General features: G+C 63.0%; 19 protein-coding genes. 10 read left to right on the forward strand and 9 right to left on the reverse strand.

The features are described 5' to 3' along the window. Window positions 1-36: 36 nt before the first annotated feature. Window positions 37-2,547 carry a ligase-associated DNA damage response DEXH box helicase gene (locus RL_RS03055; protein WP_011650367.1) on the forward strand — a complete coding sequence of 837 codons (2,511 nt, stop codon included), beginning with the start codon at window positions 37-39 and terminating at the stop codon, window positions 2,545-2,547. 24 nt (window positions 2,548-2,571) lie between these two features. Next, window positions 2,572-3,297: a ligase-associated DNA damage response endonuclease PdeM gene (gene pdeM / locus RL_RS03060; RefSeq protein WP_041936162.1), complete on the forward strand. Its 726-nt coding sequence runs from the start codon at window positions 2,572-2,574 to the stop codon at window positions 3,295-3,297. Window positions 3,298-3,329: 32 nt separating this feature from the next. Here pdeM and RL_RS03065 read toward each other — a convergent pair whose 3' ends face one another. The 7 genes from RL_RS03065 to RL_RS03095 all read right to left on the reverse strand — a co-directional run bounded on the left by RL_RS03065 (window position 3,330) and on the right by RL_RS03095 (window position 12,263). After that, entirely contained in the window at window positions 3,330-3,911 is a 582-nt protein-coding gene (locus tag RL_RS03065; RefSeq protein WP_003545252.1) for a transglycosylase SLT domain-containing protein, read from the reverse strand. 143 nt (window positions 3,912-4,054) lie between these two features. Further along, entirely contained in the window at window positions 4,055-4,612 is a 558-nt protein-coding gene (locus tag RL_RS03070; protein ID WP_011650369.1) for a dihydrofolate reductase family protein, read from the reverse strand. A 201-nt stretch (window positions 4,613-4,813) separates the two neighbouring features. Continuing rightward, window positions 4,814-5,614, reverse strand: a complete 801-nt coding sequence (locus RL_RS03075) for a TIGR02186 family protein (protein WP_028740400.1) — start codon at window positions 5,612-5,614, stop codon at window positions 4,814-4,816. Beyond that, on the reverse strand, window positions 5,614-6,537 hold the full coding sequence (locus RL_RS03080) for a sulfite exporter TauE/SafE family protein (RefSeq protein WP_003545257.1): 924 nt from the start codon (window positions 6,535-6,537) through the stop codon (window positions 5,614-5,616). The genes RL_RS03075 and RL_RS03080 overlap by 1 nt, the downstream gene beginning before the upstream one ends. A 312-nt stretch (window positions 6,538-6,849) precedes the next feature. Next, entirely contained in the window at window positions 6,850-10,653 is a 3,804-nt protein-coding gene (locus tag RL_RS03085) for a peptidoglycan-binding protein (RefSeq protein WP_011650371.1), read from the reverse strand. Between the two features lie 327 nt (window positions 10,654-10,980). After that, window positions 10,981-11,346: a VOC family protein gene (locus RL_RS03090; protein WP_011650372.1), complete on the reverse strand. Its 366-nt coding sequence runs from the start codon at window positions 11,344-11,346 to the stop codon at window positions 10,981-10,983. A gap of 215 nt (window positions 11,347-11,561) precedes the next feature. After that, on the reverse strand, window positions 11,562-12,263 hold the full coding sequence (locus RL_RS03095; protein ID WP_011650373.1) for an SDR family NAD(P)-dependent oxidoreductase: 702 nt from the start codon (window positions 12,261-12,263) through the stop codon (window positions 11,562-11,564). A 272-nt stretch (window positions 12,264-12,535) separates the two neighbouring features. Here RL_RS03095 and RL_RS03100 point away from each other — a divergent pair, with 272 nt between their 5' ends. From RL_RS03100 to RL_RS03120, 5 genes are all read left to right on the forward strand, one after another. Next, on the forward strand, window positions 12,536-14,332 hold the full coding sequence (locus tag RL_RS03100; protein ID WP_011650374.1) for an acyl-CoA dehydrogenase C-terminal domain-containing protein: 1,797 nt from the start codon (window positions 12,536-12,538) through the stop codon (window positions 14,330-14,332). A 141-nt stretch (window positions 14,333-14,473) separates the two neighbouring features. Then, on the forward strand, window positions 14,474-15,682 hold the full coding sequence (locus RL_RS03105) for an acetyl-CoA C-acetyltransferase (RefSeq protein WP_011650375.1): 1,209 nt from the start codon (window positions 14,474-14,476) through the stop codon (window positions 15,680-15,682). A gap of 2 nt (window positions 15,683-15,684) precedes the next feature. Beyond that, the gene (locus tag RL_RS03110; RefSeq protein ID WP_011650376.1) at window positions 15,685-16,068 is read left to right on the forward strand and encodes a cupin domain-containing protein; all 384 of its coding nucleotides are present in this window, start codon (window positions 15,685-15,687) and stop codon (window positions 16,066-16,068) included. A 16-nt stretch (window positions 16,069-16,084) separates the two neighbouring features. Beyond that, window positions 16,085-18,298, forward strand: coding sequence for a 3-hydroxyacyl-CoA dehydrogenase NAD-binding domain-containing protein (locus tag RL_RS03115; RefSeq protein ID WP_011650377.1), 2,214 nt, complete (start codon window positions 16,085-16,087; stop codon window positions 18,296-18,298). Between the two features lie 264 nt (window positions 18,299-18,562). Next, window positions 18,563-18,772 carry a cold-shock protein gene (locus RL_RS03120; RefSeq protein WP_003545273.1) on the forward strand — a complete coding sequence of 70 codons (210 nt, stop codon included), beginning with the start codon at window positions 18,563-18,565 and terminating at the stop codon, window positions 18,770-18,772. A gap of 190 nt (window positions 18,773-18,962) precedes the next feature. On the opposite strand, the gene RL_RS03125 is transcribed toward RL_RS03120, so the two are convergent. Beyond that, window positions 18,963-19,463, reverse strand: a complete 501-nt coding sequence (locus tag RL_RS03125; RefSeq protein ID WP_049778409.1) for a MarR family winged helix-turn-helix transcriptional regulator — start codon at window positions 19,461-19,463, stop codon at window positions 18,963-18,965. A 58-nt stretch (window positions 19,464-19,521) separates the two neighbouring features. On the opposite strand from RL_RS03125, the gene RL_RS03130 reads away from it, so the two are divergent. Then, window positions 19,522-19,926, forward strand: a complete 405-nt coding sequence (locus RL_RS03130) for a GFA family protein (RefSeq protein WP_011650379.1) — start codon at window positions 19,522-19,524, stop codon at window positions 19,924-19,926. A 93-nt stretch (window positions 19,927-20,019) separates the two neighbouring features. After that, a complete protein-coding gene (locus tag RL_RS03135) occupies window positions 20,020-20,463 on the forward strand; it encodes a YybH family protein (RefSeq protein ID WP_011650380.1) in 444 nt (147 codons plus the stop codon). 9 nt (window positions 20,464-20,472) lie between these two features. Here the strand turns inward: RL_RS03135 and RL_RS03140 are convergent, their stop codons facing one another. Beyond that, complete coding sequence (locus RL_RS03140) at window positions 20,473-21,675, reverse strand: MFS transporter (RefSeq protein ID WP_011650381.1); 1,203 nt, start codon at window positions 21,673-21,675, stop codon at window positions 20,473-20,475. A gap of 138 nt (window positions 21,676-21,813) precedes the next feature. On the opposite strand from RL_RS03140, the gene RL_RS03145 reads away from it, so the two are divergent. Next, a complete protein-coding gene (locus RL_RS03145) occupies window positions 21,814-22,371 on the forward strand; it encodes a TetR/AcrR family transcriptional regulator (protein WP_041936163.1) in 558 nt (185 codons plus the stop codon). Window positions 22,372-22,479: the final 108 nt, after the last annotated feature.

Genomic DNA, 22,479 nt, shown 5'->3' on the forward strand with positions numbered 1-22,479 from the left:
TCTTCTTTTTCCCCGGCGTTTCACTAGTTTCATGGCGTGGACCAGATCGATTCCGAAGCCCGTACCCTGCTTCCTGCCGCCTTTACCCGCTGGTTTGCGGAAAAGGGCTGGCGCCCGCGCGCCCATCAGCTGGAACTGCTCGCCCGCACTGATGCCGGCGAAAGCACGCTGCTGATCGCGCCGACCGGCGCCGGCAAGACGCTCGCCGGTTTCCTGCCCTCGCTGACCGATCTTACCCGCCGCGGCAGGATCCCGCCCGGCTCCGCCTTCACTGGCATCCACACGCTCTACGTCTCGCCGCTGAAGGCGCTTGCCATCGATATCGAGCGCAACCTGACGAAGCCGGTCGAGGAGATGGGCCTGCCGGTCACCGTCGAAAACCGCACCGGCGACACGCCGAACGCCAAGCGCCAGCGCCAGAAGCTCAACCCGCCGGACATTCTGCTGACGACGCCGGAACAGGTCGCCCTGCTTCTGGCGAACCGGGAGGCCGAGCGCTTCTTCAAGGACCTGAAATATGTCGTCCTCGACGAGCTGCATTCGCTGGTCACCTCCAAGCGCGGCCATATGCTCTCGCTCGGCCTTGCCCGCCTGCGCCGCCTTGCCCCCGGTCTCCAGACCATCGGCCTGTCGGCGACCGTCGCCGAACCGATGGATCTGCAGAAATGGCTGGTCGGCCAGGAAGAGGGTAGCGAACATCATGCCGGCCTCGTCGTCGTCGAAGGCGGCGCCAAGCCCGATATCTCGATCCTGTCGACCGAAGAGCGCATTCCCTGGTCCGGCCATTCCGCCCGATATGCCATCCCAGACGTCTACAACAAGCTTGTCGAACATCGCACGACGCTGCTCTTCGTCAACACCCGCAGCCAGGCGGAAATGCTTTTCCAGGCGCTCTGGACGATCAATGACGACAACCTGCCGATCGCGCTCCATCACGGCTCGCTCGATGTCGCCCAGCGCCGCAAGGTCGAGGCGGCGATGGCCGAAAACCGGCTGCGCGCCGTCGTCGCCACCTCCACCCTCGATCTCGGCATCGACTGGGGCGATGTCGATCTCGTCATCCATGTCGGCGCGCCGAAGGGCGCCTCGCGTCTTGCCCAGCGCATCGGTCGTGCCAACCACCGCATGGACGAGCCCTCGAAGGCGATCCTCGTGCCTGCCAACCGTTTCGAGGTCATGGAGTGCCAGGCCGCTCTCGATGCCAATTATATCGGCGCGCAGGACACCCCGCCGGTCGGCCGCGGCGCGCTCGACGTGCTTGCCCAGCACGTACTCGGCATGGCCTGCGCCGAACCTTTCGACATGCTGGAACTCTACGATGAAATCATCAGCGCCTCGCCCTATGCCGATCTGAGCTGGGAGACCTTCGAGCGCATCGTCGATTTCGTCGCGACCGGCGGTTATGCGCTCCGCACCTATGAGCGTTACGCCCGTATCCGCAAAACTGCGGAGGGCCGCTGGCGCGTCTCCAATCCGGCTGTCGCCCAGCAATATCGCCTCAACCTCGGCACCATCGTCGAAAGCCCGATGCTGAATATCCGCATGGTCAAGCGCGGCGAGGGCGGCAGGATCGGCCGCGGCGGCGCCACCCTCGGCAAGGTCGAGGAATATTTCCTCGAGCAAATGTCGCCGGGCGATACCTTCGTCTTCTCCGGCAAGGTGCTGCGCTTCGAGGGCATTCGCGAAAATGAGTGCCTAGCGTCGCAGGCCTTTTCGCTCGATCCGAAGATCCCCTCCTATAATGGCGGCAAGTTTCCGCTATCGACCTATCTCGCCGAGCAGGTGCGGGCGATGATCGCCGATCCCGATCGCTGGCGCCGGCTGCCGGATCAGGTGCGCGACTGGCTGTCGCTGCAGAACGACAAGTCGATGCTGCCGAAGCGTGACGAGTTCCTGATCGAAACCTTTCCGCGCGGCAGCCGCGGCTACATGGTCGCCTATCCCTTCGAAGGCCGTCTCGCCCACCAGACGCTCGGCATGCTGCTGACCCGCCGGCTGGAGCGGATAGGCACCAAGCCGCTCGGTTTCGTCGCCACCGATTATTCGCTTGCCATCTGGGGCCTCGAGGATATGGGGCTGATGATCCGCAATGGCCGGCTCAGCCTCTCCGACCTCTTCGACGAAGACATGCTCGGCGACGATCTCGAAGCCTGGCTGGACGAATCCTTCCTGTTGAAGCGCACCTTCCGCAATTGCGCCGTGATTGCAGGCTTGATCGAGCGCCGCCATCCGGGCAAGGAAAAGAGCGGCCGCCAGATCACCGTCTCCGCCGATCTGATCTACGACGTGCTGCGCAGCCACGAACCTGATCACATCCTCCTGCAGGCGACGCGGCAGGATGCGGCAACGGGACTTTTGGATATTGGCCGTCTTGGCGATATGCTGAGGCGAATCAGGGGCCACATCACCCACCGCGCTCTCGACCATATTTCTCCGCTCGCCGTGCCGGTGATGCTGGAAATCGGACGCGAGGCGGTACCGGGCGAGGCTCATGATGCGCTGCTCGCCGAAGCGGCGGACGATCTGATCGCCGAAGCTCTGGCATGATGACGACTAGGAAAAAACACCGTGATGAACCGCCTGGCGCTGGCGCGCGACATATCGGGACTGGCCGCGACATCAGGCGTCGAAACGGCAGTCCATGGCATTGCCGCCGTCTGCGATCCGCTCGGCGCCCTCTATCTGCCGGATGCCGGCCTGCTCGTCGTTTCCGACCTGCATCTGGAAAAGGGCGCAGCCTTCGCCCGCCGCGGCATGATGCTGCCGCCTTACGATACGCTGGCGACGCTGACCGTCCTTGCCGCCGTCATCTCGCGTTATGATCCGAAGCTCGTCATCTCGCTCGGCGACAATTTCCACGATCGCATCGGCTCCAAGCACCTGCCGGAGAATTTTCGCGCCCTGATCGTCGAGATGGCGCGCGGCCGCGAATGGATCTGGATCAATGGCAACCATGATCCGGATGGCATTGTCGATCTGCCGGGCACATCTGCCGACGAGATGCATTATGCCGGCCTGACCTTCCGGCATGAGCCGAAGAACGGCTTGCAGATCGGCGAAATCGCCGGCCACCTGCACCCCTCGGCGACCGTCCGCCGCCGCGAGAAATCCGTCCGCCGTCCCTGCTTTGCCACCGACGGCGCCCGCCTGCTGATGCCGGCTTTCGGCCTCATGAGCGGCGGTCTGGATCTCGGTCATCAGGCGATGAAGGGCCTGTTCGACAAGGCTTTGCTGGTGGCGCACCTGTTGGGGCGGGATCGGATTTATTCGGTCAGGTACGGGAATTTGTGGGGGTAGTGCCCTTCATATTTGGACGGCACCACCTAAACTCAATCGCACTCCTGCAGCTGCCGCTGATACGTCCCTGCCATCCGCGCAAACTTCTGCGCCGTCTGCTGCAGTTGCCCGTTCGAGCGCCAGTCGCCGCGTTTGTATCCCGTCGGACCGGAATAATAGGCAAGGTAAAGATTATAGGCATCGTTCAGCGGAATGCCGGTCTCCACGCTGTTCTGATAGTGATACCAGCCGATGAAATCGATCGCGTCGGCGAAGTTCGCCCGCCGCGCCGTCCAGTTTCCCGTCTGTGACTGATAGTGATCCCAGGTCCCGTCGAGTGCCTGCGAATAGCCGTAGGCGGTCGAAGGCCGGGTCCAGGGAATGAAGCCGAACAGCTTGGTGCGTGGCGGCCGCGCATAGGGCTGGAAGCCGGATTCGGTATACATCGTCGCCATCAGGATCGGCACGGGCACGCCGTATTTCTTCTCCGTCCGTTCGGCGGCACTCTGCCAGCTGGAGAAGAGCCCGTCGCGCTCGTCGAAGACGGCACAGATGTTCCTCGTCTGCTTCGGCGCCGTCGCGCAGCCGGCAAGCAGCGCGAGACCCACGGCCGTCAGAACGATACGAGTACGCATGACAAAACCTCTCGTTTCCGAGAGATTACTAACTCGTAAATGTTAAAAACCGGTTTTTAGTCGAATGCGAACTTCCCTGACTGCTTCCTTGTGCGGCCAGGGATCGATACCCTGGCCTGACCATCGGGACGCCATCCCATCCACTACGCTTTGACGGGCTCGTAGCGCAGGATCATCGCGCCGCCTTCCGTCGTCGAGGATTCGATGAGCTTCAGCGGCATCTGGCTCTCTGCCGGTTTGAAAAGCGGATTGCCGCCGCCGAGGATCACCGGCACCAGGCAAACCCTGATTTCGTCGATAAGGCCGGCTTTCAGCAGACTGTCGGCAAGCTCGGCGCTGCCGAAGATCAAGATCGCCTTGCCATCCTCCTGCTTGAGCCTCGTCAATTCGGGGATCGGATCGCTGACGACGCGGGCATTGTTCCAGCCGGGCTCGCTCATCGTCCGCGACACGGCGATCTTGGCGATGCTGTTCATATAGGCCTTGATCTCACCTTCGCCCTCGGCGGTCGGCCAGTAGGCGGCCATGCCCTCATAGGTCTTGCGGCCAAACACCAGCAGATCGCTTTCCCTGCCGAACTGTTCGGCATAGCGCTGCAGCTCGGGTCCCCAGGCGAAATTGTGGAAGTCGATATCCCAAGGCTTCGTGCCTTCGAAATAGCCATCGAGCGTCATCAGGTTCCAGACGATAAGCTTTCTCATTTCCATCCTCCTTCTGGATTGCCAACCACCAAAACCGGTTGCGTTTAACAACTGGTTGAAAGTTAGGCAGACTGATAGCAAAATGCAAGCGGTTTTTTTGGAGTAGAACATTCGGGCAAACAGCTGTTCCTGCAGGCCTTCGCGCTCAGCGCCTTGCCGAGCCTATTTTCGGGAAGAAATTTTGAGCGCCTTGGCTGTGGATCAGTCCTTGCGGAAGATCAGGCTGGCACCCCAGCCGGTGATCACGGCGAGCAGCACGGCGGCAAAGCCGTAGAGGATCGGCTGCTCATGCGCAGCGTCGGTGATCGTCTGCTCGATGCCGGTCTTGATGACCCGCAGCGGCAGCGATTTCTCGGTCACGAAAAGCCCGCTCTTGAACAGATAGGCGCGCACGGTGTGCACGCCGTTCGGAATGTTTGCCGGCAAGCGCAGGCTCGCCTTGAAGAGGTTGGAGGAAACGAACCGCACGCCGCTCGGGTTGCGGTCGTAGAGCCCGCCACCCTGCTGCAGTCGCCGGAAGGCGTCGCGGAACTCGCCGAGATTGCTGCCGTCGCCGACGAAGCCGACCGGCGTCAGCGGAATGTGGTCGATGCCGATCCCCTGATCGGTCAGCTCGAGCGGTGTCGTCAGATCGTCGATCATGCGCGAGCTCGACATCGAATAGGAATGGGGCACCGCTTCGAAGGTCATCGAGCGGGTGTTCACCCAGATGCCGAAGACGCGTTCCTTCCTGCGCACCGTCGCATCCTCACGCGGGCCCTCCAGCACCACGACCACGTCATATTGGCCGATGGCGAGCAGCAGCTGGTCGGTATTCGAGAGCGCCCCGAAGATGGTCAGATCCGCACCGTGGAAATCCGAGGTGATGGCGATTTCGCTGGTCGACGTGCCGATTTCCAACCCTTCACGCACGGCTTCCGTTGCTTGCCCCGGCAGCCACTGCGCTCCGGCAGAGGCCGGCAGCAGGCAAAGCAATGCGATGACAGCGGCAGCCAGGCGTATCAATTGCCCGCTCCCATCACCACCGAATAGACGTCGGCCGGCGTCACCACCAGAGCGATCGCAAGACGCACGCCGACGGCGAGCACCAGCAGGCCGAGCAGGGCGCGCAGCTGTTCGCCGCGCAGTTTTTGGCCGACGCGCACGCCGTATTGTGCCCCGATGACACCCGCCACCATCAGGATGAAGGCGAGCACGATGTCGACGGAAAAGTTCGTCGCCGCCTGCACGATCGTCGTATAGGCGGTCACGAAGATGATCTGGAACAGCGAGGTGCCGACGACGACGTTGGTCGGGATACGCAGCAGGTAAATCATTGCCGGCACCATGATGAAGCCGCCGCCGACACCCATGATCGAGGTGAGGATGCCGATCGCAAAGCCGAGCGCGACGATCGGAATGACGCTGAGAAAGATCTTCGATTTCTTGAAGCGCACCTTCAGCGGCAGTTTATGCACCCAGTGCTGGTGACCGGGCTTGCGCGGTGCGGGCGGCTCGTTGCGCGCTGCCCGCCGCATGGCGTTGACGCTTTCGAGCAGCATCAGTCCGCCGACGGTGCCGAGGAAGATGACATACATCAGCGAGATGATGAGATCGAGCTGGCCGATGGCGCGCAGTAAAGAGAAGATCCAGATGCCGACCGTCGCACCCGCAAGGCCGCCGACCAGCAGCACCGTGCCGAGCTTGACGTCGAGCGAGCCGCGCCGGAAATGCGTGATCGCGCCCGATATCGACGATGCCACAACCTGGTTGGCGCCAGTCGCGACGGCAACGACGGGGGGAATGTTGTAGAAGATCAACAGCGGCGTGATGAGAAAACCGCCGCCGACGCCGAACATTCCAGACAGGAATCCGACGGCCGCCCCCATGCCGAGAATGATGAAGATGTTCACCGACAATTCTGCGATGGGCAGATAGATTGTCACAGCCGACCCCGAATGATGACCGCTCCTGCCGGGCGGTTTCTTGTCACGTCCCCGTTCGAATGCGCACCATACTGTGAAATCGTTGCCAGAGGCTTTCGATCGGCCCCGTGATTAGCCATAGAGATTGACGGAGAGATCGGTGGCAGAGGATTCGCCGGATGCGCGGATCGATATGTCCGGGCATAATCCGGCTTTTTTCAGGTTTTGTGACAGGCGACGGCAAAATTGAAAAAAGCCTTGCGGCATAGTGCCGCCAGGCGTTTTTCATCGCCCGCAATAGAGAGACACTCCTGCGTCGATGCGACGCGGGCCTCAGATTGCCTTGCTGCCCTGTTTGTTGCGTTCGAGCAGCGCCTTCACGGTCGCATCGGTCACCTTGCCGTCCGGCTCCTGCCCGACCGACTTCTGGAAGTTTTTGATCGCGGTCACGGTCTTCGCGCCCATTTCGCCGTCCGGCACGCCGGCGTCGAAGCCGTTATTGTTGAGGATCGCCTGGATGTTGCGGATCGCCTTCTTCATGTCGACGCTCGCCGTCTTGGCGCCGGTGCCGGCCCATTCGTCGGGGATGTCGATGGCGTTCGTGCGATGGTCGACCGGCTCCGCCTTCCAGAGATCGGCCTTGGCGCGCGCCCGTTCGAGCTGGTCGGGCTTCATGGCTTTGGCCACTTCGTCGCGCTTCTGCGCCGCATCCTTGTCGCCGCCCTTGGCGGCGATCGCAAACCACTTGTAGGACTCTTCGAGATCCGCCGGAACCCCGTTGCCGCGCGCGCAGAGGATCGCCAGGTTGAACTGGCTGTCGGTGATGCCGAGGTTCGCAGCCTTGGTGAACCACGAGGCGGCCGTCGCATAATCCTGCTGGCCGAGCGCGCCGGAGGCGTAGAGCACGGCGAGATTGTGCATGGCGCTGGCATTGCCCTGGTTTGCCGCCTGCTCGTAAAAACCCTTCGCCTTGGCGATGTCGCGTTCGACGCCGTTGCCCTTTTCGTACATGCTGCCGAGGCGGTATTCGGCCGGCGCAAAGCCCTTGTCGGCCGCAAGCTGGTACCAGCTCGCCGCCTGCTTCTGATCGACCGTCATGCCGTTGCGGCCGTCCGAATAACGCGCGCCGATCTCGAACAGCGCCAGCGCATCGCCGCCGCTCGCCGCATCGGCAAGCGATTTCGGCTGGACGGTGTCGGGAACGGTGATGGCCGGTGCGGGTGCTGCCGCAGCCGGTGCGTTCGGAACGAAGCCCGATGTCTCCTGCGCCGCACCCGACGGACCGGGAGGGGCAAGGGTCGCAGCCCCTTCGCCGTCAAGCGGCGTCACGTCGGTCAGATGCTCGCCGGCGTCAGGCGGGGTCGCTTCCGGCTGCGCCTGTTCGGCGACGGGCGGCGTGGCATCCGCTGCCGGAGCGGTCGTTCCGAGAGCGGCGGCATCCGGCTGGGCGGGTGTCGCGTCAGGCAAGGCCGGCGCCGGGTTTTCCGCGCCGGTCAGCGCCGAGACTTCTGCTGGCGGCTGCGGCGCGCGCTCGCCTGTTGTCAGCGTTCGGGCAAGCGGAAAGGCCATGATCGCGAGCAGCACGGCGCCGACCGCCAGCAGGATCGGCCGCCGGTAGCGCGAAAAGGCGCTGGTCTTGCCCGTCTTGTCGGAAGCCTTGCCGGCCTTGTCGGCATTCGCGCCTTTCTTCTCGGCCTTGCCGGCTGCCTGCTTCGGATTGGCATCCACCTCCATCGCGGCCGCCTGCGCCGCACGGCGCGCGGCAGCGATATAATCGGCGCGATCGGTTTCGCCGGCAGGTTTGCCGCGCGCCGCACTCTGGCTGGCGCGAACCCGTTCAAGGATCTTCTTCACGTCAGGCGCGCCCGAGCCCGGCTCGAGCAGTTCGTTTGCCGCATCCGTCGGCACCACGTCGGTGGGATCGATCGACGGCGCGGGGTCGATCATCGGCCGTTCGGTCGTCCGGCTCTCGGCCTTCTTGGCGGGCAGCAGCCGCTTGCCGAGGTTGGCGAGCAGGCTGGCCTTTGCCGGTGCCCGTGTCCCTGCCGATGTCGCTGCTGTCTCCGTCGTCCTGGTCGCGGCTTCGATGGCGATCGCGCTCGTTCCGCTCATGGCGTTGGTTTGTGCCGGGGCGGTGGCTTGTGCCGGGGCGGCAGCTTCGGCTGCGACCTCGGCCGTGCGGATAACAGGAGAAGCCTTCGCTGTCGGGGCAGCGGCCGGCGTCCTGTTCATGTCGGCTTCGGCCACCATCAACGCATAGGGATCGACATCGAAATCGACGTCGGCGATCGGCATCTGGGCGGCCGGCCGGCCGCGATCTCCCATGCCGTCGAGGCGGTCGGCGATATGCACCAGCGTCTCGTGCAGCGCCTGGAAAGTCTTGTGCGTACGCTCCTCGCTGTCGCGGCTGAGATCCTCGAGGTGGCGCAGATCCTCGGCCAGCGCCGTCAGCGCCGACATGTCGGCGGCGGGCATGACACCCTGTGGACCGCCATGGCGCGAATAGGCTTCGACGACGGCCTCTGCCGCCTGGCGTGCCGCCTCGATGATATATTCATCGCTCGTCGCCATATAGTCTTCGATCGCGCCCATGCGCTGGTCGAGTTCGGGGGGTATTACGGCGCTTTCGCGCGGCGCGCTCATCAGCGCCGACAGATGGGCAATCTGGTCTTCGAGGTTCTTCAGCGCGTGCGGATCGGTCGGCGCTGCCGATGTGCTCTCTTCGAGCCGGGCGGCAATGTCGCTCAGCCGTCCTTCGAGACGCAGGAAGGCGCTGTCGTCGACTACCGCGGCCGGCGCCTGCTGCTGATAGGCCATCTCGTCAATGCGCCGGGCGAGATGGTCGAGCCGCTGCGCCAGCGCGTCGTTGACGGCGCCGTTCTCAAGCGCGTCGATCTTGCGGGAAATGTCGGAAAGCGTGCCGGTGAGGTCGGCCTGCGGCGCCGTCTCCTGCGTGCGCTCCAGCAGATAGGATAGATGTTCCAGCCGTTCGTCGAGCCGCGACGTCGCTTCCGCCTTCGTCAGCTCCTCGACGCGTCCCGTCAGCGCCTCCAGCCGCATCGCCAGCTCGTCGGCCGGGTTCACGCGGCTGGCCGCATCATGACTCATCAGGTCGATCTGGTCGGCGAGCGCCGCAAGCCGGCTTTCCAGCCGCTGCATCAGGCCCGGATCATTGGCAGTGGCCGTGCGCCCGCTTGCCGCAATCGCCCGGCTGATCTCGTCGAGCCGCATGTCCATGGCGGCGAACTGCTCGGACATGACCCGGTCGTGCGGCTGGATCATATTGCCGAAATGCTCCATCGCCGTGGCGATCGAGATCAGCTTGTCTTCCAGCGCCCGAACGGCCGGGCTTTCGCCCATGCCGCCGATATGCCGCTTGATATCATCGAGCCGATAGGCGAGCGAAACGAGTTCTTCCTGCAGCCCCTCGGTATCGAGCGCCGCAAGCCGGTTTTCGAAGCCGTCCCAGCGGTTTTCCATATGGCGCAGCGAATCCTCGCGCGCCAGCCCGTCCATCAGCGAGCGCAGCTCTTCGAAATCCTCGCGCAGGCCCGTGGCCTCCGGTGCGGCGGAGCGGCCGGTCAGCTGGGTGATGCTCTGGGCAAGGCGGCCCATATCGGCGCGCATGTCGTCGGCGAAACGGCCGTCTCCGGCATTTGTCTTGATCTCGCGCAGCTCGGTGCGCAGCGCGTTCATTTCGCGGGTGACGCCCTCGGAAATGTCGCGCTTCAGGTCCTGCCGCAGGTTGACGAGGGCCTGGGCAATCTCCGTCATCGTATCGTCGCCGGCGCGCAAGGCCGGCGCCAGCACTGGGGCGGCGGCGCGTGGCGCAGATTCGCGAAGCTGCGGAGCCTGCTCGCGTGCGTAAGGCCGCTCGCGGCCGGCTTCAAGCGCGCGCTGGCGTTGACGAATTTCGGCGAGCGGATCCGGCCGCGGCTCGGGCGGGGCCTTTGCGGGCCGGGGGGCATGGGAAGCGGCATAAGGATCGCGCTCGGCCGTTGCCGTGCGCGGCCGCTGTTCGCGCCCGCTGCCCATCAGCCCTTCGATGCGCGCCTCCAGCCCTTCGATCGTGCGGTTCAGCGCATCGAGCGAGGTCCTGTCGGACTGTCGGGAAGGATTTGATCGCGATCCGTTCATCTTCTTGCTCGCTTCGACTGCTCGACCCCTCGTCAGAGCTCGATCGTTGGCTTTTCGTCTGCTGCCCGCTTTACGCGGGCCTGAGCGCACCATTCATAAGACGATAGTCAATTAGACTTTCCTCAAGCTGAACGATGTAGCGGCATCCTTAAGGAACGCGAGACGGGGGAAAGGAATGCGGATCACTACTGCTCAATCCGCACCTTTCACGAAACGTGGTAAACAAGCCGTTAATGCCGATGGGAATTTTTTAACGTTTGTGTTCCAAACGCCGTTTTTGACGGCAATTGCCCCCGAACGCGTCACATCGAATGGCCACGTGCGCGCTCAGGCGGGCCTGGGATATTGCAGCTCGATTTTCACGCCTTCGGGGCCATAGACGAAGACCTGGCCGAGATCGGTGTCGGGAATATCGTAATATTCGTAGCGATAGCCGCCTGCCTTGATGCGTTCCAGCGCCGGGCCGAATTCGTAAAGGCTGAAGGCGACATGGTTGAAGATGCCGGGCGGAAAATCGGTGTTGCGCGATGTCAGGCTGAGATGGATGACCGGGCGTTCGTCCAGATAGAGCCAGTGGCCGGGCGTGGCGAAGGGCGGCCGATAGCCCTCGCTAACGCCGAGCACGGTTTCCAGGAAGGCGATCATCTGAGGCGCATCGCGGGTCTCGATGGTGACATGGTCCAGACGCGGCATCGGTATCCTCCCAGCTAGAGCATGATGCCGAAAAGTGTGAGCGGTTTTCGGTCGACATCATGCTCTAACTCTTTAATTGAGAACAGGATTCAGATGTTAGGCCGAACAGGCCTAAAATCATCCTGTTCTAGCCTTGACGGCAAAGCCTAGCCCGTCTGAGAGTGTCGTGAAAGTTGCTTCCCCTGCGGAGGCAGGCCGCGGCCAGCGAGGGAGACTTAGAAGCTCTCCGTCCAGGGCCGGACTTCCACCTCCAGCGACCATGCGCTGCGGTGCTGGCGAAGCACATCGATATAGGTCTGGGCGATCGCATCCGGCAGCAGCGTGCCATCCGGCTTGTCCACCCGGTCCGGCCGGATCTGCGAGCGCACCGCGCCGTCGATGACGAAATGCGCGACATGGATGCCCATCGGCCCGAGTTCGCGGGCGGCACTCTGGGCAAGGCCGCGCAGCGCGAACTTGCCCATCGCGAAGGGGGCCGATTGCGCAAAGCCCTTCACGCTTGCCGACGCGCCCGTCATGAGGATGGCGCCGCGGCCGCGCGGGATCATCCGCCGCGCCGCCTGCTGCACCACCAGGAAACCGCCGAAAGCAGTGGTCGCAATCGCCTTCTCGACCTCGGCGGGATCGAGTTCGGCGAGCGGGCCGCGCTGACGCGCGCTGGCATTGAAGATCACCACGTCAGGCCCGCCGATTGCGGCAGCGGCCGCTTCGAAGAGTGCCGCGACGCTTGCAGGTTGCGAGACGTCGGCGGTAAAGGCGCTGGCGCCGGTCTCCTCGATGAGTCCCTGCAGTTTCTCGATATTGCGGGCGGCGAGCCCGACCTTGACGCCCTGCGCCGACAATTGCCGGGCAAGCGATGCGCTGATGCCGGAGCCCGCACCGACGATGAGCGCGCTCTCATAGGGAAAATCGATCATGATGTCTTCCTCGATGGATCGTCCGACAGACGTAGGACGTCGGAACGACTTGCGCTACTGCCCGGCCGATACTCCGTTCTGCGATGGACAAGCAAGATGAGATGGCGTCTGCTCTCCTCCAGTGCTTCATCGCGGCGGGTTCGCGCTCTCGATTTTTTTCGAGAAAAGACGGCGCAACCGCAAAATTTGACGTTTACGCAAACGTCAATATTTTGTAAGACAGTGCCCGAGGCCGGAGCAATCCGGTCAGTCGAATGGGAGGAATTTGAGAGATGCCAGTCTACAAGGCCCCGGTGAACGATACGCTCTTCGTCCTGAACGACGTGCTGGGTCTCGAACGCTACAACAATCTGCCGGGTTTTGCCGATGCGACCCCCGATATGATCGAAGCGATCCTCGGCGAGGCCGGAAGGGTTGCCGAGGAAGCTCTCTTTCCGTTGAACTATTCCGGCGACCAGGAAGGCTGCGCTCGTCACGACGATGCCAGCGTCTCGACGCCGAAGGGCTTCAAGGAGGCCTATAAAGCCTATCGCGAAGGCGGCTGGATCGGCCTTGCGGTGCCGGAGGAATTCGGCGGCCAGGGGCTTCCCTATACGCTGCATACCGCCGTCGGCGAATATACCTCCGCCGCCAACATGTCGCTGATGATGTATCCCGGCCTGACGCAGGGCGCGATCGCCGCACTCCTCGTCCACGGTTCCGATGAACAGAAGGCCACCTATCTGCCGAAGATGGTGGACGGCACGTGGTCCGGCACCATGAACCTGACCGAGCCGCATTGCGGCACCGATCTCGGCATGCTGCGCACCAAGGCCGTGCCGCAGGCTGACGGCAGCTACAAGATCTCCGGCCAGAAGATCTTCATCTCCGCCGGCGAGCACGACCTGACCGACAATATCATCCATCTGGTGCTGGCCCGTATCGAGGGTGCGCCTGACGGCACCAAGGGCATCTCGCTCTTCATCGTTCCGAAATTCCTCGTCGGCAAGGACGGCGCACCGGGCGCCCGCAACGCTGTCTCCTGCGGCGCGATCGAGCACAAGATGGGCATCCACGCCAACGCCACCTGCGTGATGAATTACGACGAGGCGACCGGTTTCCTGATCGGCGCCGAAAACCGCGGCCTCAACGCCATGTTCGTGATGATGAACGAGGCCCGCCTGATGGTCGGCCTGCAGGGCATCGCCATTTCCGAGATCGCCTATCAGAACGCCGCCAGCTACGCCCGCGACCGCATCCAGGGACGTTCGCTGTCCGGCCCCAAGGCGCCTGATAAGAAGGCCGATCCGATCATCGTCCATCCGGATATTCGCCGCACGCTGATGACCATCCGCGCTTTCAACGAGGCCGGCCGCGCCTTCCTGCTCTGGACCGCGCTCAAGTCTGATATCGCCCACCGCGCCGCCGACGAGAAGGAGCGCCAGACGGCCGACGATATTCTCGGCCTCGTCACCCCGATCCTCAAGGGCGTGATGACCGACAAGGGCTTCGATCACGCCGTCATGGCCCAGCAGGTCTTCGGTGGCCACGGCTATATCGAAGAGCACGGCATGAGCCAGTATGTGCGCGATGCCCGCATCGCCATGATCTATGAAGGCGCCAACGGCATTCAGGCGCTCGATCTCGTCGGCCGCAAGCTCGCCTTGAACGGCGGCCGCGCCGCCATGGCCCTCTTCAAGGAGATCGGCGATTTCTGCGAGGAGAACCGCAGCAACGAAAAGCTCTCCTTCTTCACCAAGCATCTGAAGAAGGGCTTGAACGACGTCCAGGGCGCGACCATGTGGTTCATGCAGAACGCCATGGCCAAGCCCGACAATGCCGGCGCCGGCTCGACCGACTACATGCACCTCTTCGGCCTCGTCATTCTCGGCTATATGTGGGCGAAGATGGCCAAGGCCGCCGAGGACGGCCTTGCATCCGGCGATGCCGCCCGCGAGGATTACCTGAAGAACAAGCTGGTCACCGCCCGCTTCTTCATGGAACGCCTGATGCCGGAAACCGCGCTTCGCAAGGCCCGCATCGAAGCCGGCGCCGACACGATGATGGAACTGGCCGCCGAAGCGTTTTGAGACGAATTCCCTCTTCTCCCCAGCGGGGGGCCGAAGGACGGGTCGAGACCGGTGGCTCGACCCAGGCAGAGGTGGCCCGTTGGGCAGAAGAGGGAAGACCGAAATTCACCGGCGCCGCCGCGCCGTCAGGGAGATGAGACAATGACCGAGGTTTTCATTTACGACCACGTGCGTACGCCGCGCGGCCGCGGCAAGAAGGACGGCGCCCTGCATGAGGTGCCTTCCGTCCGCCTCGCGGCAAAGACGCTGGAGGCAATCCGCGACCGCAACGGGCTGGACACGGGCACGGTCGACGACATCATCATGGGCTGCGTCGATCCGGTCATGGATGCCGGCGCCGTCATCCCCAAGGCCGCTGCCTTCGAAGCCGGTTACTCCACGAAGGCGCCTGGCATGCAGATTTCCCGCTTCTGCGCCTCCGGCCTCGATGCCGTCAATTTCGGCGCCGGCAAGATCGCCCAAGGGGCCGACGATATCGTCATCGCCGGCGGTGTGGAAAGCATGTCCCGCGTCGGCCTCGGCATGTCCGGCGGCGCCTGGTTCATGGATCCTTCGGTGAATTTCCCGGCCTATTTCATGCCGCAGGGTGTCTCGGCCGATCTGATCGCCACCAAATACGGCTTCAGCAGAACCGATGTCGACGCTTACGCGGTCGAGAGCCAGAAGCGTGCAGCCCATGCCTGGGAAAAGGGCTGGTTCGACAAGTCGGTCGTCCCGGTCAAGGACCAGAACGGCCTGACGATCCTGGCAAAGGATGAACACATGCGCCCCGGCACCGACATGCAGGCGCTCGCCTCCCTCAATCCGTCCTTCCAGATGCCCGGCGAGATGGGCGGCTTCGAGGCCGTCGGCATCCAGGCCCATCCGGAGATCGAACGCATCAACTATGTCCACCATGCCGGCAATTCCTCCGGCATCGTCGATGGCGCCAGTGTGGTCCTGCTCGGCTCCAAAGCCGGCGGTGAGAGCATGGGCAAAAGGCCGCGTGCCCGCATCAAGGCTTTCGCCAATATCGGCTCCGATCCGGCCCTGATGTTGACCGGGCCAGTCGACGTCACCGAGAAATTGTTGAAACGATCAGGCATGAGCCTTGCCGACATCGACCTCTTCGAGTTGAACGAGGCCTTCGCTGCCGTGGTGCTGCGCTACATGCAGGCTTTCGACATCGACCACCACAGGATCAACGTCAACGGCGGCGCCATCGCCATGGGCCATCCGCTCGGCGCCACCGGCGCGATGATCCTCGGCACGGTGCTGGACGAACTTGAACGCCGCGACCTCAACACCGCGCTGGTGACGCTCTGCATCGGCGCCGGCATGGGCACGGCAACGGTTATCGAGAGGGTCTGACGATGGGCTTCAACACCGGCACGATCGAAACCGAATATGCCGAGGTCACCGAACACTGGTCGCCCCGCGTCATCGCCGATCTCAACGGCCAGAGCGTCAAGCTCGCCAAGGTTCAGGGCCAGCTCGCCTGGCATTCGCACCGCGACGAGGACGAGCTTTTCCTGATCTGGAAGGGGTCGCTTACCATCGAATATCGCGACCGCCCGCATGTGCATCTGAAGGCCGGCGATTTTCACGTGGTGCCGAGGGGCGTCGAGCATAATCCTATTGCCGAAGAGGAATGCTGGATCGTGCTTTTCGAGCCGTCGCAGACCAAGCATACCGGCGATGTCGTCACCGAAAAGACGAAGACCTTAGACGCGCAGCGCAGCCATTTGCCGGCCTGATCGGGGAGGAAACCCAATGACCTACACCAATTTCACGCTCGAAACCGACGCCGACGGCATCGCGCTCGTCACCTGGGACATGCCCGGCAAATCAATGAACGTCTTCACCGCGGAGGTGATGGCCGAACTTGACGCGATTATCGACGCCACGACCGCCGATGCGGCCGTCAAGGGCGTCGTCTTCACCTCCGGCAAGTCCTCCTTCTCCGGCGGCGCCGATCTGTCGATGATCAAGTCGATGTTCAGTTCCTACCAGGAGGAGAAGGCAAAGAGCCCCGAGACGGCGGTGCAGGCCCTCTTCGGTCTGGTCGGCCGCATGAGCGGCCTGTTCCGCAAACTCGAAACATCGGGCAAGCCCTGGGTTTCCGCCATCAACGGCACCTGCATGGGCGGCGCTTTCGAACTCTCGCTCGCCTGCCACGGCCGCGTCGCCTCCAATGCCAAGAGCGTCAAGATCGCGCTGCCCGAGGTCAAGGTCGGTATCTTCCCCGGTGCGGGCGGCACCCAGCGTGTGCCGCGGCTGGCGAATGCCCAGGATGCGCTGCAGATGATGACGACGGGCCAGTCGCTGACCGGGTCCCGCGCCAAGGCGATGAACCTCGTGCATCAGGTGGTCGAGCCGGATCAACTCATCCCCGCCGCCAAGCAGATGATCAAGGATGGCCTGAAGCCGGTCGCCCCCTGGGACGAGAAGGGCTTCAAGGCGCCGGGCGGCGGCATCTGGACGCCGGCTTCCGCCCAGCTCTGGCCGGCAGCCCCGGCAATCCTGCGCCGGGAAACATCGGGCAATTATCCGGCAGCACTTGCCATCCTGAAATGCGTCTACGAAGGCCTCCAGGTGCCGTTCGACACCGGCCTGAAGATCGAGCAGCGTTATTTCACCGAGGTGCTGCAGACCCGTGAAGCCTTCTCGATGATCCGTTCGCTGTTCATCTCCATGCAGGAGCTCGGCAAGGGCGCCCGCCGCCCGGCAGGTCACGCGAAGACCGAGCTGAAACATATCGGCGTCGTCGGCGCCGGCTTCATGGGCGCCTCGATCGCTTATGTCACGGCCGCCGCCGGCATTCCGGTGACGCTGATCGACCGCGATATCGAAGCGGCGACCAAGGGCAAGACCGTCTCCGAAGGCCTGGTCAAGGATTCTGTCGGTAAGGGACGTCTTACGCAGGACGAAGCGGCTGCACTACTCTCCCGCATCACGCCCTCGGCAGACTATGCCGACCTCGCCAATGCCGATCTCGTCATCGAGGCGGTGTTCGAGGATCGCGAGGTGAAGAAGGCGGTCATCGAGGCGGTCGAAGCCGTGCTGCCGGAAGGCGCGGTCTTCGCCTCCAATACCTCGACCCTGCCGATCTCAGGTCTCGCCAGGAATTCGCAACGCCCTGCCGATTTCATCGGCATCCACTTCTTCTCGCCTGTCGAGAAGATGATGCTGACCGAGGTCATCCTCGGAAGCGACACCGGCGACAGGGCGCTGGCCGTCGCTCTCGACTATGTCGCAGCCATCAAGAAGACACCGATCGTCGTCAATGACACCCGCGGCTTCTTCGTCAATCGCTGCGTGCTGCGCTACATGTCGGAAAGCTACGACATGCTGATCGAGGGCGTGCCGCCTGTGATGATCGAGAATGCCGCCAAGATGGCCGGCATGCCGGTCGGTCCCCTGGCGCTCAACGACGAGGTCGCCATCGACCTCTCGCTGAAGATCCTCAAGGCGACGGTCGCCGATCTTGGCGAAAAAGCCATCGACCCCAGGCATATGGAACTCATCTCCCGCATGGTGGAAAAGGAGGGCCGTTTCGGCCGCAAGAATTCCAAGGGCTTCTACGACTATCCGCCGAAGCCGGCGAAGAAGTCCCTCTGGCCCGACCTCAAGACCTTCTATCCGCAGAAGCAGGCGGATGAGGTCGACGTCAACGTCCTGAAACAACGATTCCTCGTCACCATCGCGCTGGAAGCCGCCCGCACCGTGGAGGAAGGCATCGTCACCGATCCGCGCGAAGCGGATGTCGGTTCGATCCTGGGCTTTGGCTTCGCGCCCTATACCGGCGGGGCGCTGAGCTATATCGACGGGATGGGTGCGAAGGCTTTCGCGGAATTGGCAGAAAAGTTAGCTGCTGCTTACGGAAATCACTTCAAGCCGACACCGCTGCTGAAGGACATGGCCGCCAAGGGCGAGACGTTCTACGGCCGGTTCGACCCCTATGCGAAGCTAGGGAAGGCGGCTTAGGCCGCCTTTACCCATCCTGCCGCGGCGCTACGGCGCTCAAGAATTATTCGACTTCACCCTCGCCATTTGAATTCGACTTTCCCTTGCTACGGCCTTGTCACGGACACAATTTCCGATTACATGTTCGCGCATCGATCTTGCTAGATGAACTTTGAAACGGCCTCGCGTCGTTCCTGGCGAACTTCCTCCAAAATCGGTTTTCATCGCCGCTTGGCATCTATCCGAGCTGCAATCTTCTATGAACGATTCGAAAAGGATATCGTCATGAGCACAGGTACCGTAAAGTGGTTCAACGCAACCAAGGGCTTCGGCTTCATTCAGCCGGATGACGGCGCAGCCGACGTTTTCGTCCACATCTCCGCCGTTGAACGCGCTGGCATGCGCGATCTCAAGGATGGCCAGAAGCTGTCTTACGAGCTCGTCCGCGACAACAAGTCCGGCAAGATGTCGGCAGACCGCCTCCAGGCGGCCTGAGCCTTCAAGGCTCCAAATATCATCTCCGGATCGTGACCACGGATGTACTGGCACGGTTCGTTGAGATAGCAGGGAAGGTCGGGTTAACCCGGCCTTTTTTTGTGTCTGGCCGTTTGATGCCGTGCCCTTTCCCGAGAAATGCGTCTGCGCGTCGCCGGCGACAACAAGTCCCGCAAGACAGGTAAGTCGCTCAACCGCCTGCCGCCTCGTTGCCCTCCAGCATCTCCATGACCCGCGCCATCACCGACCGTGCCGCATCGAGCTCGGCTGACGTAAACGCGGCGCCCAGCCCGTCGGCCCAACCGGCTTGCGCGACCTCGATGACACCGAGCCGCGCCGCGCCTTCTTCCGTCAGTCGCACCAGCTTGGCGCGCTGGTGTTGCGGGTTGTCGGCATAGGCGATCAGCCCTTCGCTCTCCAGCACGTCGGCAAGCCGCTGCACGCCCTGGCGGGCGAGGCCGAGCGCGCGGGCGATCTGCGCCACCGACATGCCGCCACGTCGTGCCGCGGCCAGCACCTGCCAGCGCGCGCTCGTCTGTCCCGCCGGCTTTGCCAGCCGGTCGCCGGCCGCCGTCAGATGGCCGGCGAGGCGAAGTGCGGTGATTGCGAAAGCGGAAAAGGCATCCCCCTCGATCGTCCGCTCCGGTCGATTCTGTTTGACAACATGTTGTCGATTTTGTATCTCATCCATCATGACAACATATTGTCATATATAGAGACTGAAGGCAACGCCGAAGGAGGAGAGCGCCGTGAAGAAAACCTACAAGGGAAGCTGCCATTGTGGCAAAGTGCACTATGAGGTGGACATGGACCTCGAGGAAGGCACTGGCCGCTGCAATTGTTCGATCTGCGCCAAGCGCCGCTATTGGGGCGCCAACGTCAAGCCGGAGGACTTCCGGCTGATGTGCGACCAGGCGGAAACGTCCGACTACCAGTTCAACACCATGAGCGGTCATCACCGCTTCTGCCGCACCTGCGGTGTGCCGGCCTATGGCGACGGCTATGTCGAAGCGATTGGTGGCGCCTATGTCTCGATCAACATCGCCTGCCTTGACGATATCACCCCTGAGGAACTGGCAGCACTGCCTGTCCGTTATGCCGATGGCAGGCACGATGCCTGGTGGAACGAACCGGCGGTGACGAGTTATCTCTGACGCAATTCCAAAAGTGCGCAGTGGTTCTGTCGCTGATGTCGGATCGTCGTCCTCCCCTTCGTCCTCTGTCCATAACGGAGAAGGAGAACGACCGTGAAAGACGAAGCGAATGCCAGGATCGAGGAAGAGGCGATCATCGCCATGCTGATGATGCGCGCCAAAGCGCTGGGTGAGAAGAACGCCAGCGACGCGCTTTCCTATGAGGCCGAGGATTCCGTCGAATTTTCGCTGGCGCCGCCGCTCGTCTACCACGGCCAGGACGAAGCGGGTCTGCAGGCCTGGTTCGATACCTGGGAAGGCCCGATCGGCGGCGAGGTGCGCGATGCCAGACTGACGGTTGGCGACGATGTCGCCTTCTGGAGCGGCCTCATGCGCATGACCGGAACCAAGACCGATGGCGCCGCGGTCGATCTCTGGTTCCGCCAGACCCTCGGCCTCGTCAAGCAGGATGGCCGCTGGCTGGTTGCCCATCAGCACGCCTCGGTGCCCTTCGCCATGGACGGTAGTGGCCGGGCGCTGCTCGATCTGAAGCCGTGAACTGGGTCCTCAGGCCGCGCTCTCCGCCACCCTGCGCCGATCGGCGCGAATGCTCATCAGTCCGACGCCCATCAAAAGCAGGATCGCCGTCGCATAGATGTCCGTCGTCAGCGCGTAACCGGCCGATTTCGCTAGGAACCCGGCCAGGATCGCCGGCAGGCTGAAGGCGAGGTAGCTCTGGACGTAGAAGGCCGATAGCAGCCCGGCCCGCTCGTCCGCCTTCGCAAGCGGCATGATGGTGCCGATCGAACCGAGGAAATTGGTGCCGAAACCGACGCCGGTAAAAATTGTGCCGACGAGCAGCAGCGGCACATTGGCAAGATGCACGCCGGCAACGACGGTTAGGATGCCGAGCGTCTTGGCCGATACGCCGAAGGCGAGATTGGCCGATGCCGTCTTGCTGCGTCTGAGATATACGGCGATTGCTCCGCTCACCATGAGCGCAGTGACGACGGCCCCACCCGTCAGCGGCGCGCGGCTGCCGGTCGTGGTGGCGACCAAGGACGGGACCAGCGAGAGATAGAAGCCGGCAAGCGTCCAGTTGGCGATGTTGATCGGCGTCACCAGCGAGAGCGGCCGCTTCACCTGCTTGGGAACGGTGACCCGCGGTATCAGCGAACCGAGTGCGCCGGGTCGCGTGCCGCCGGTCTCGCCTGTCAGCCAGATGGCCGCCGCCTGCAGCGTGAAGGCTAAAAGCAACAGCGCATAGACCAGATGCATCGGGAAGGGGCCGTATTGGATCAGGGCGCTGGTGCCCACTGCCCCCACCGCCATGCCGCAAAGCGGCGCGATCGAGTTGACGATCTGTCCCTTTGCCCTGTCGACATCGACCAGCGCCGCGCCGAGCGAGGCGCCGGCGATCCCCGTTGCCAGCCCCTGCACGATCCGTGCTGCGATCAACCAGCCGGGACCGCTTGCAACGACGAAGAGCGCCATGGCGACGATTTCAAGCACGAGGGCGAAGAAGATCACCGGCTTGCGGCCGAGGTGGTCGGAGATCGAACCGGCGGTCAGCAGCGCCGCCAACAGCGCGAAGGCGTAGACCGCAAAGATCACCGTGATCAGCACCGGCGAGACGGAGAAGTTTTCCTGATAGATCCGGTAGAGCGGCGTCGGCGCCGCGGAGGCGCCGAAAAAGGTCGCGAGCGTCAGCGCATGAAAGCCGATCGAGGGGCGCGGCGAATTCTCGGTGGATTTGGCTGCGGCGAACATATATAAGCCTCTTAAAGCTAAACCGTTGCGTTAGCTTGTGTAGAGCAGGCATTTCGTAAAAGCAAATTCTTTGCATTAATAGGTCTGTCAAAGATTTTGAACCATCCGGTGTCAAAGGGCGAAAGTCGGGTTGCAGGCATGACAGCGAAAGAGAATCTCCGTCCGGGCGGCAGAAGCGCCCGGGTCCAGGCATCGGTGCACAAGGCGGTCCGTGAGCTGATGGCCGAGATGAGCCGCGCCGACGTGACGATACCGCTGATCGCCGGCAAGGCGGGGGTAACGCCGTCGACCATCTATCGCCGCTGGGGCGACCTGCAGGAGCTTCTCGCAGATGTCGCCGTCGATCGGCTGCGGCCGGATATGCAGCCGATCGATGCCGGCAGCGGCAAGGCCGATCTCGAAACCTGGGCCGAGCAATATGCCGAGGAAATGTCCTCCGGCCCGGGCCGCGAGATGATCCGGGACGTGCTGGCGGCGCAGGCGGGCGCGAATGCCTGTAAATGCAGCGAATATACCCGCCAGCAGATCGACGTCATCGCCGAGAGGGCCAGGGCTCGTGGCGAGACCTTTCCGGATGTCGAGCGTGTCATGGACCAGGTCGTGGCGCCGATCATGTACCGCATCCTGTTTGGCGATGTGCCGGCGACAAAACGCGTGCGCGATCTGGTTGCGCGTGTCATCAGCACGACGGACTAAGAGCAATTCCAGCAAAAGTGCGTAGCGGTCTTGCGTCCGGGATTGCGTGATAACAAAGAGATAGAGCATCTCCGTGAATCGGAGAAAAACGGAAATGCTCTGAGGTTG

Origin of the sequence: Rhizobium johnstonii 3841, from assembly GCF_000009265.1 — a bacterium.
Taxonomy (GTDB): Bacteria; Pseudomonadota; Alphaproteobacteria; order Rhizobiales; family Rhizobiaceae; genus Rhizobium; species Rhizobium acaciae.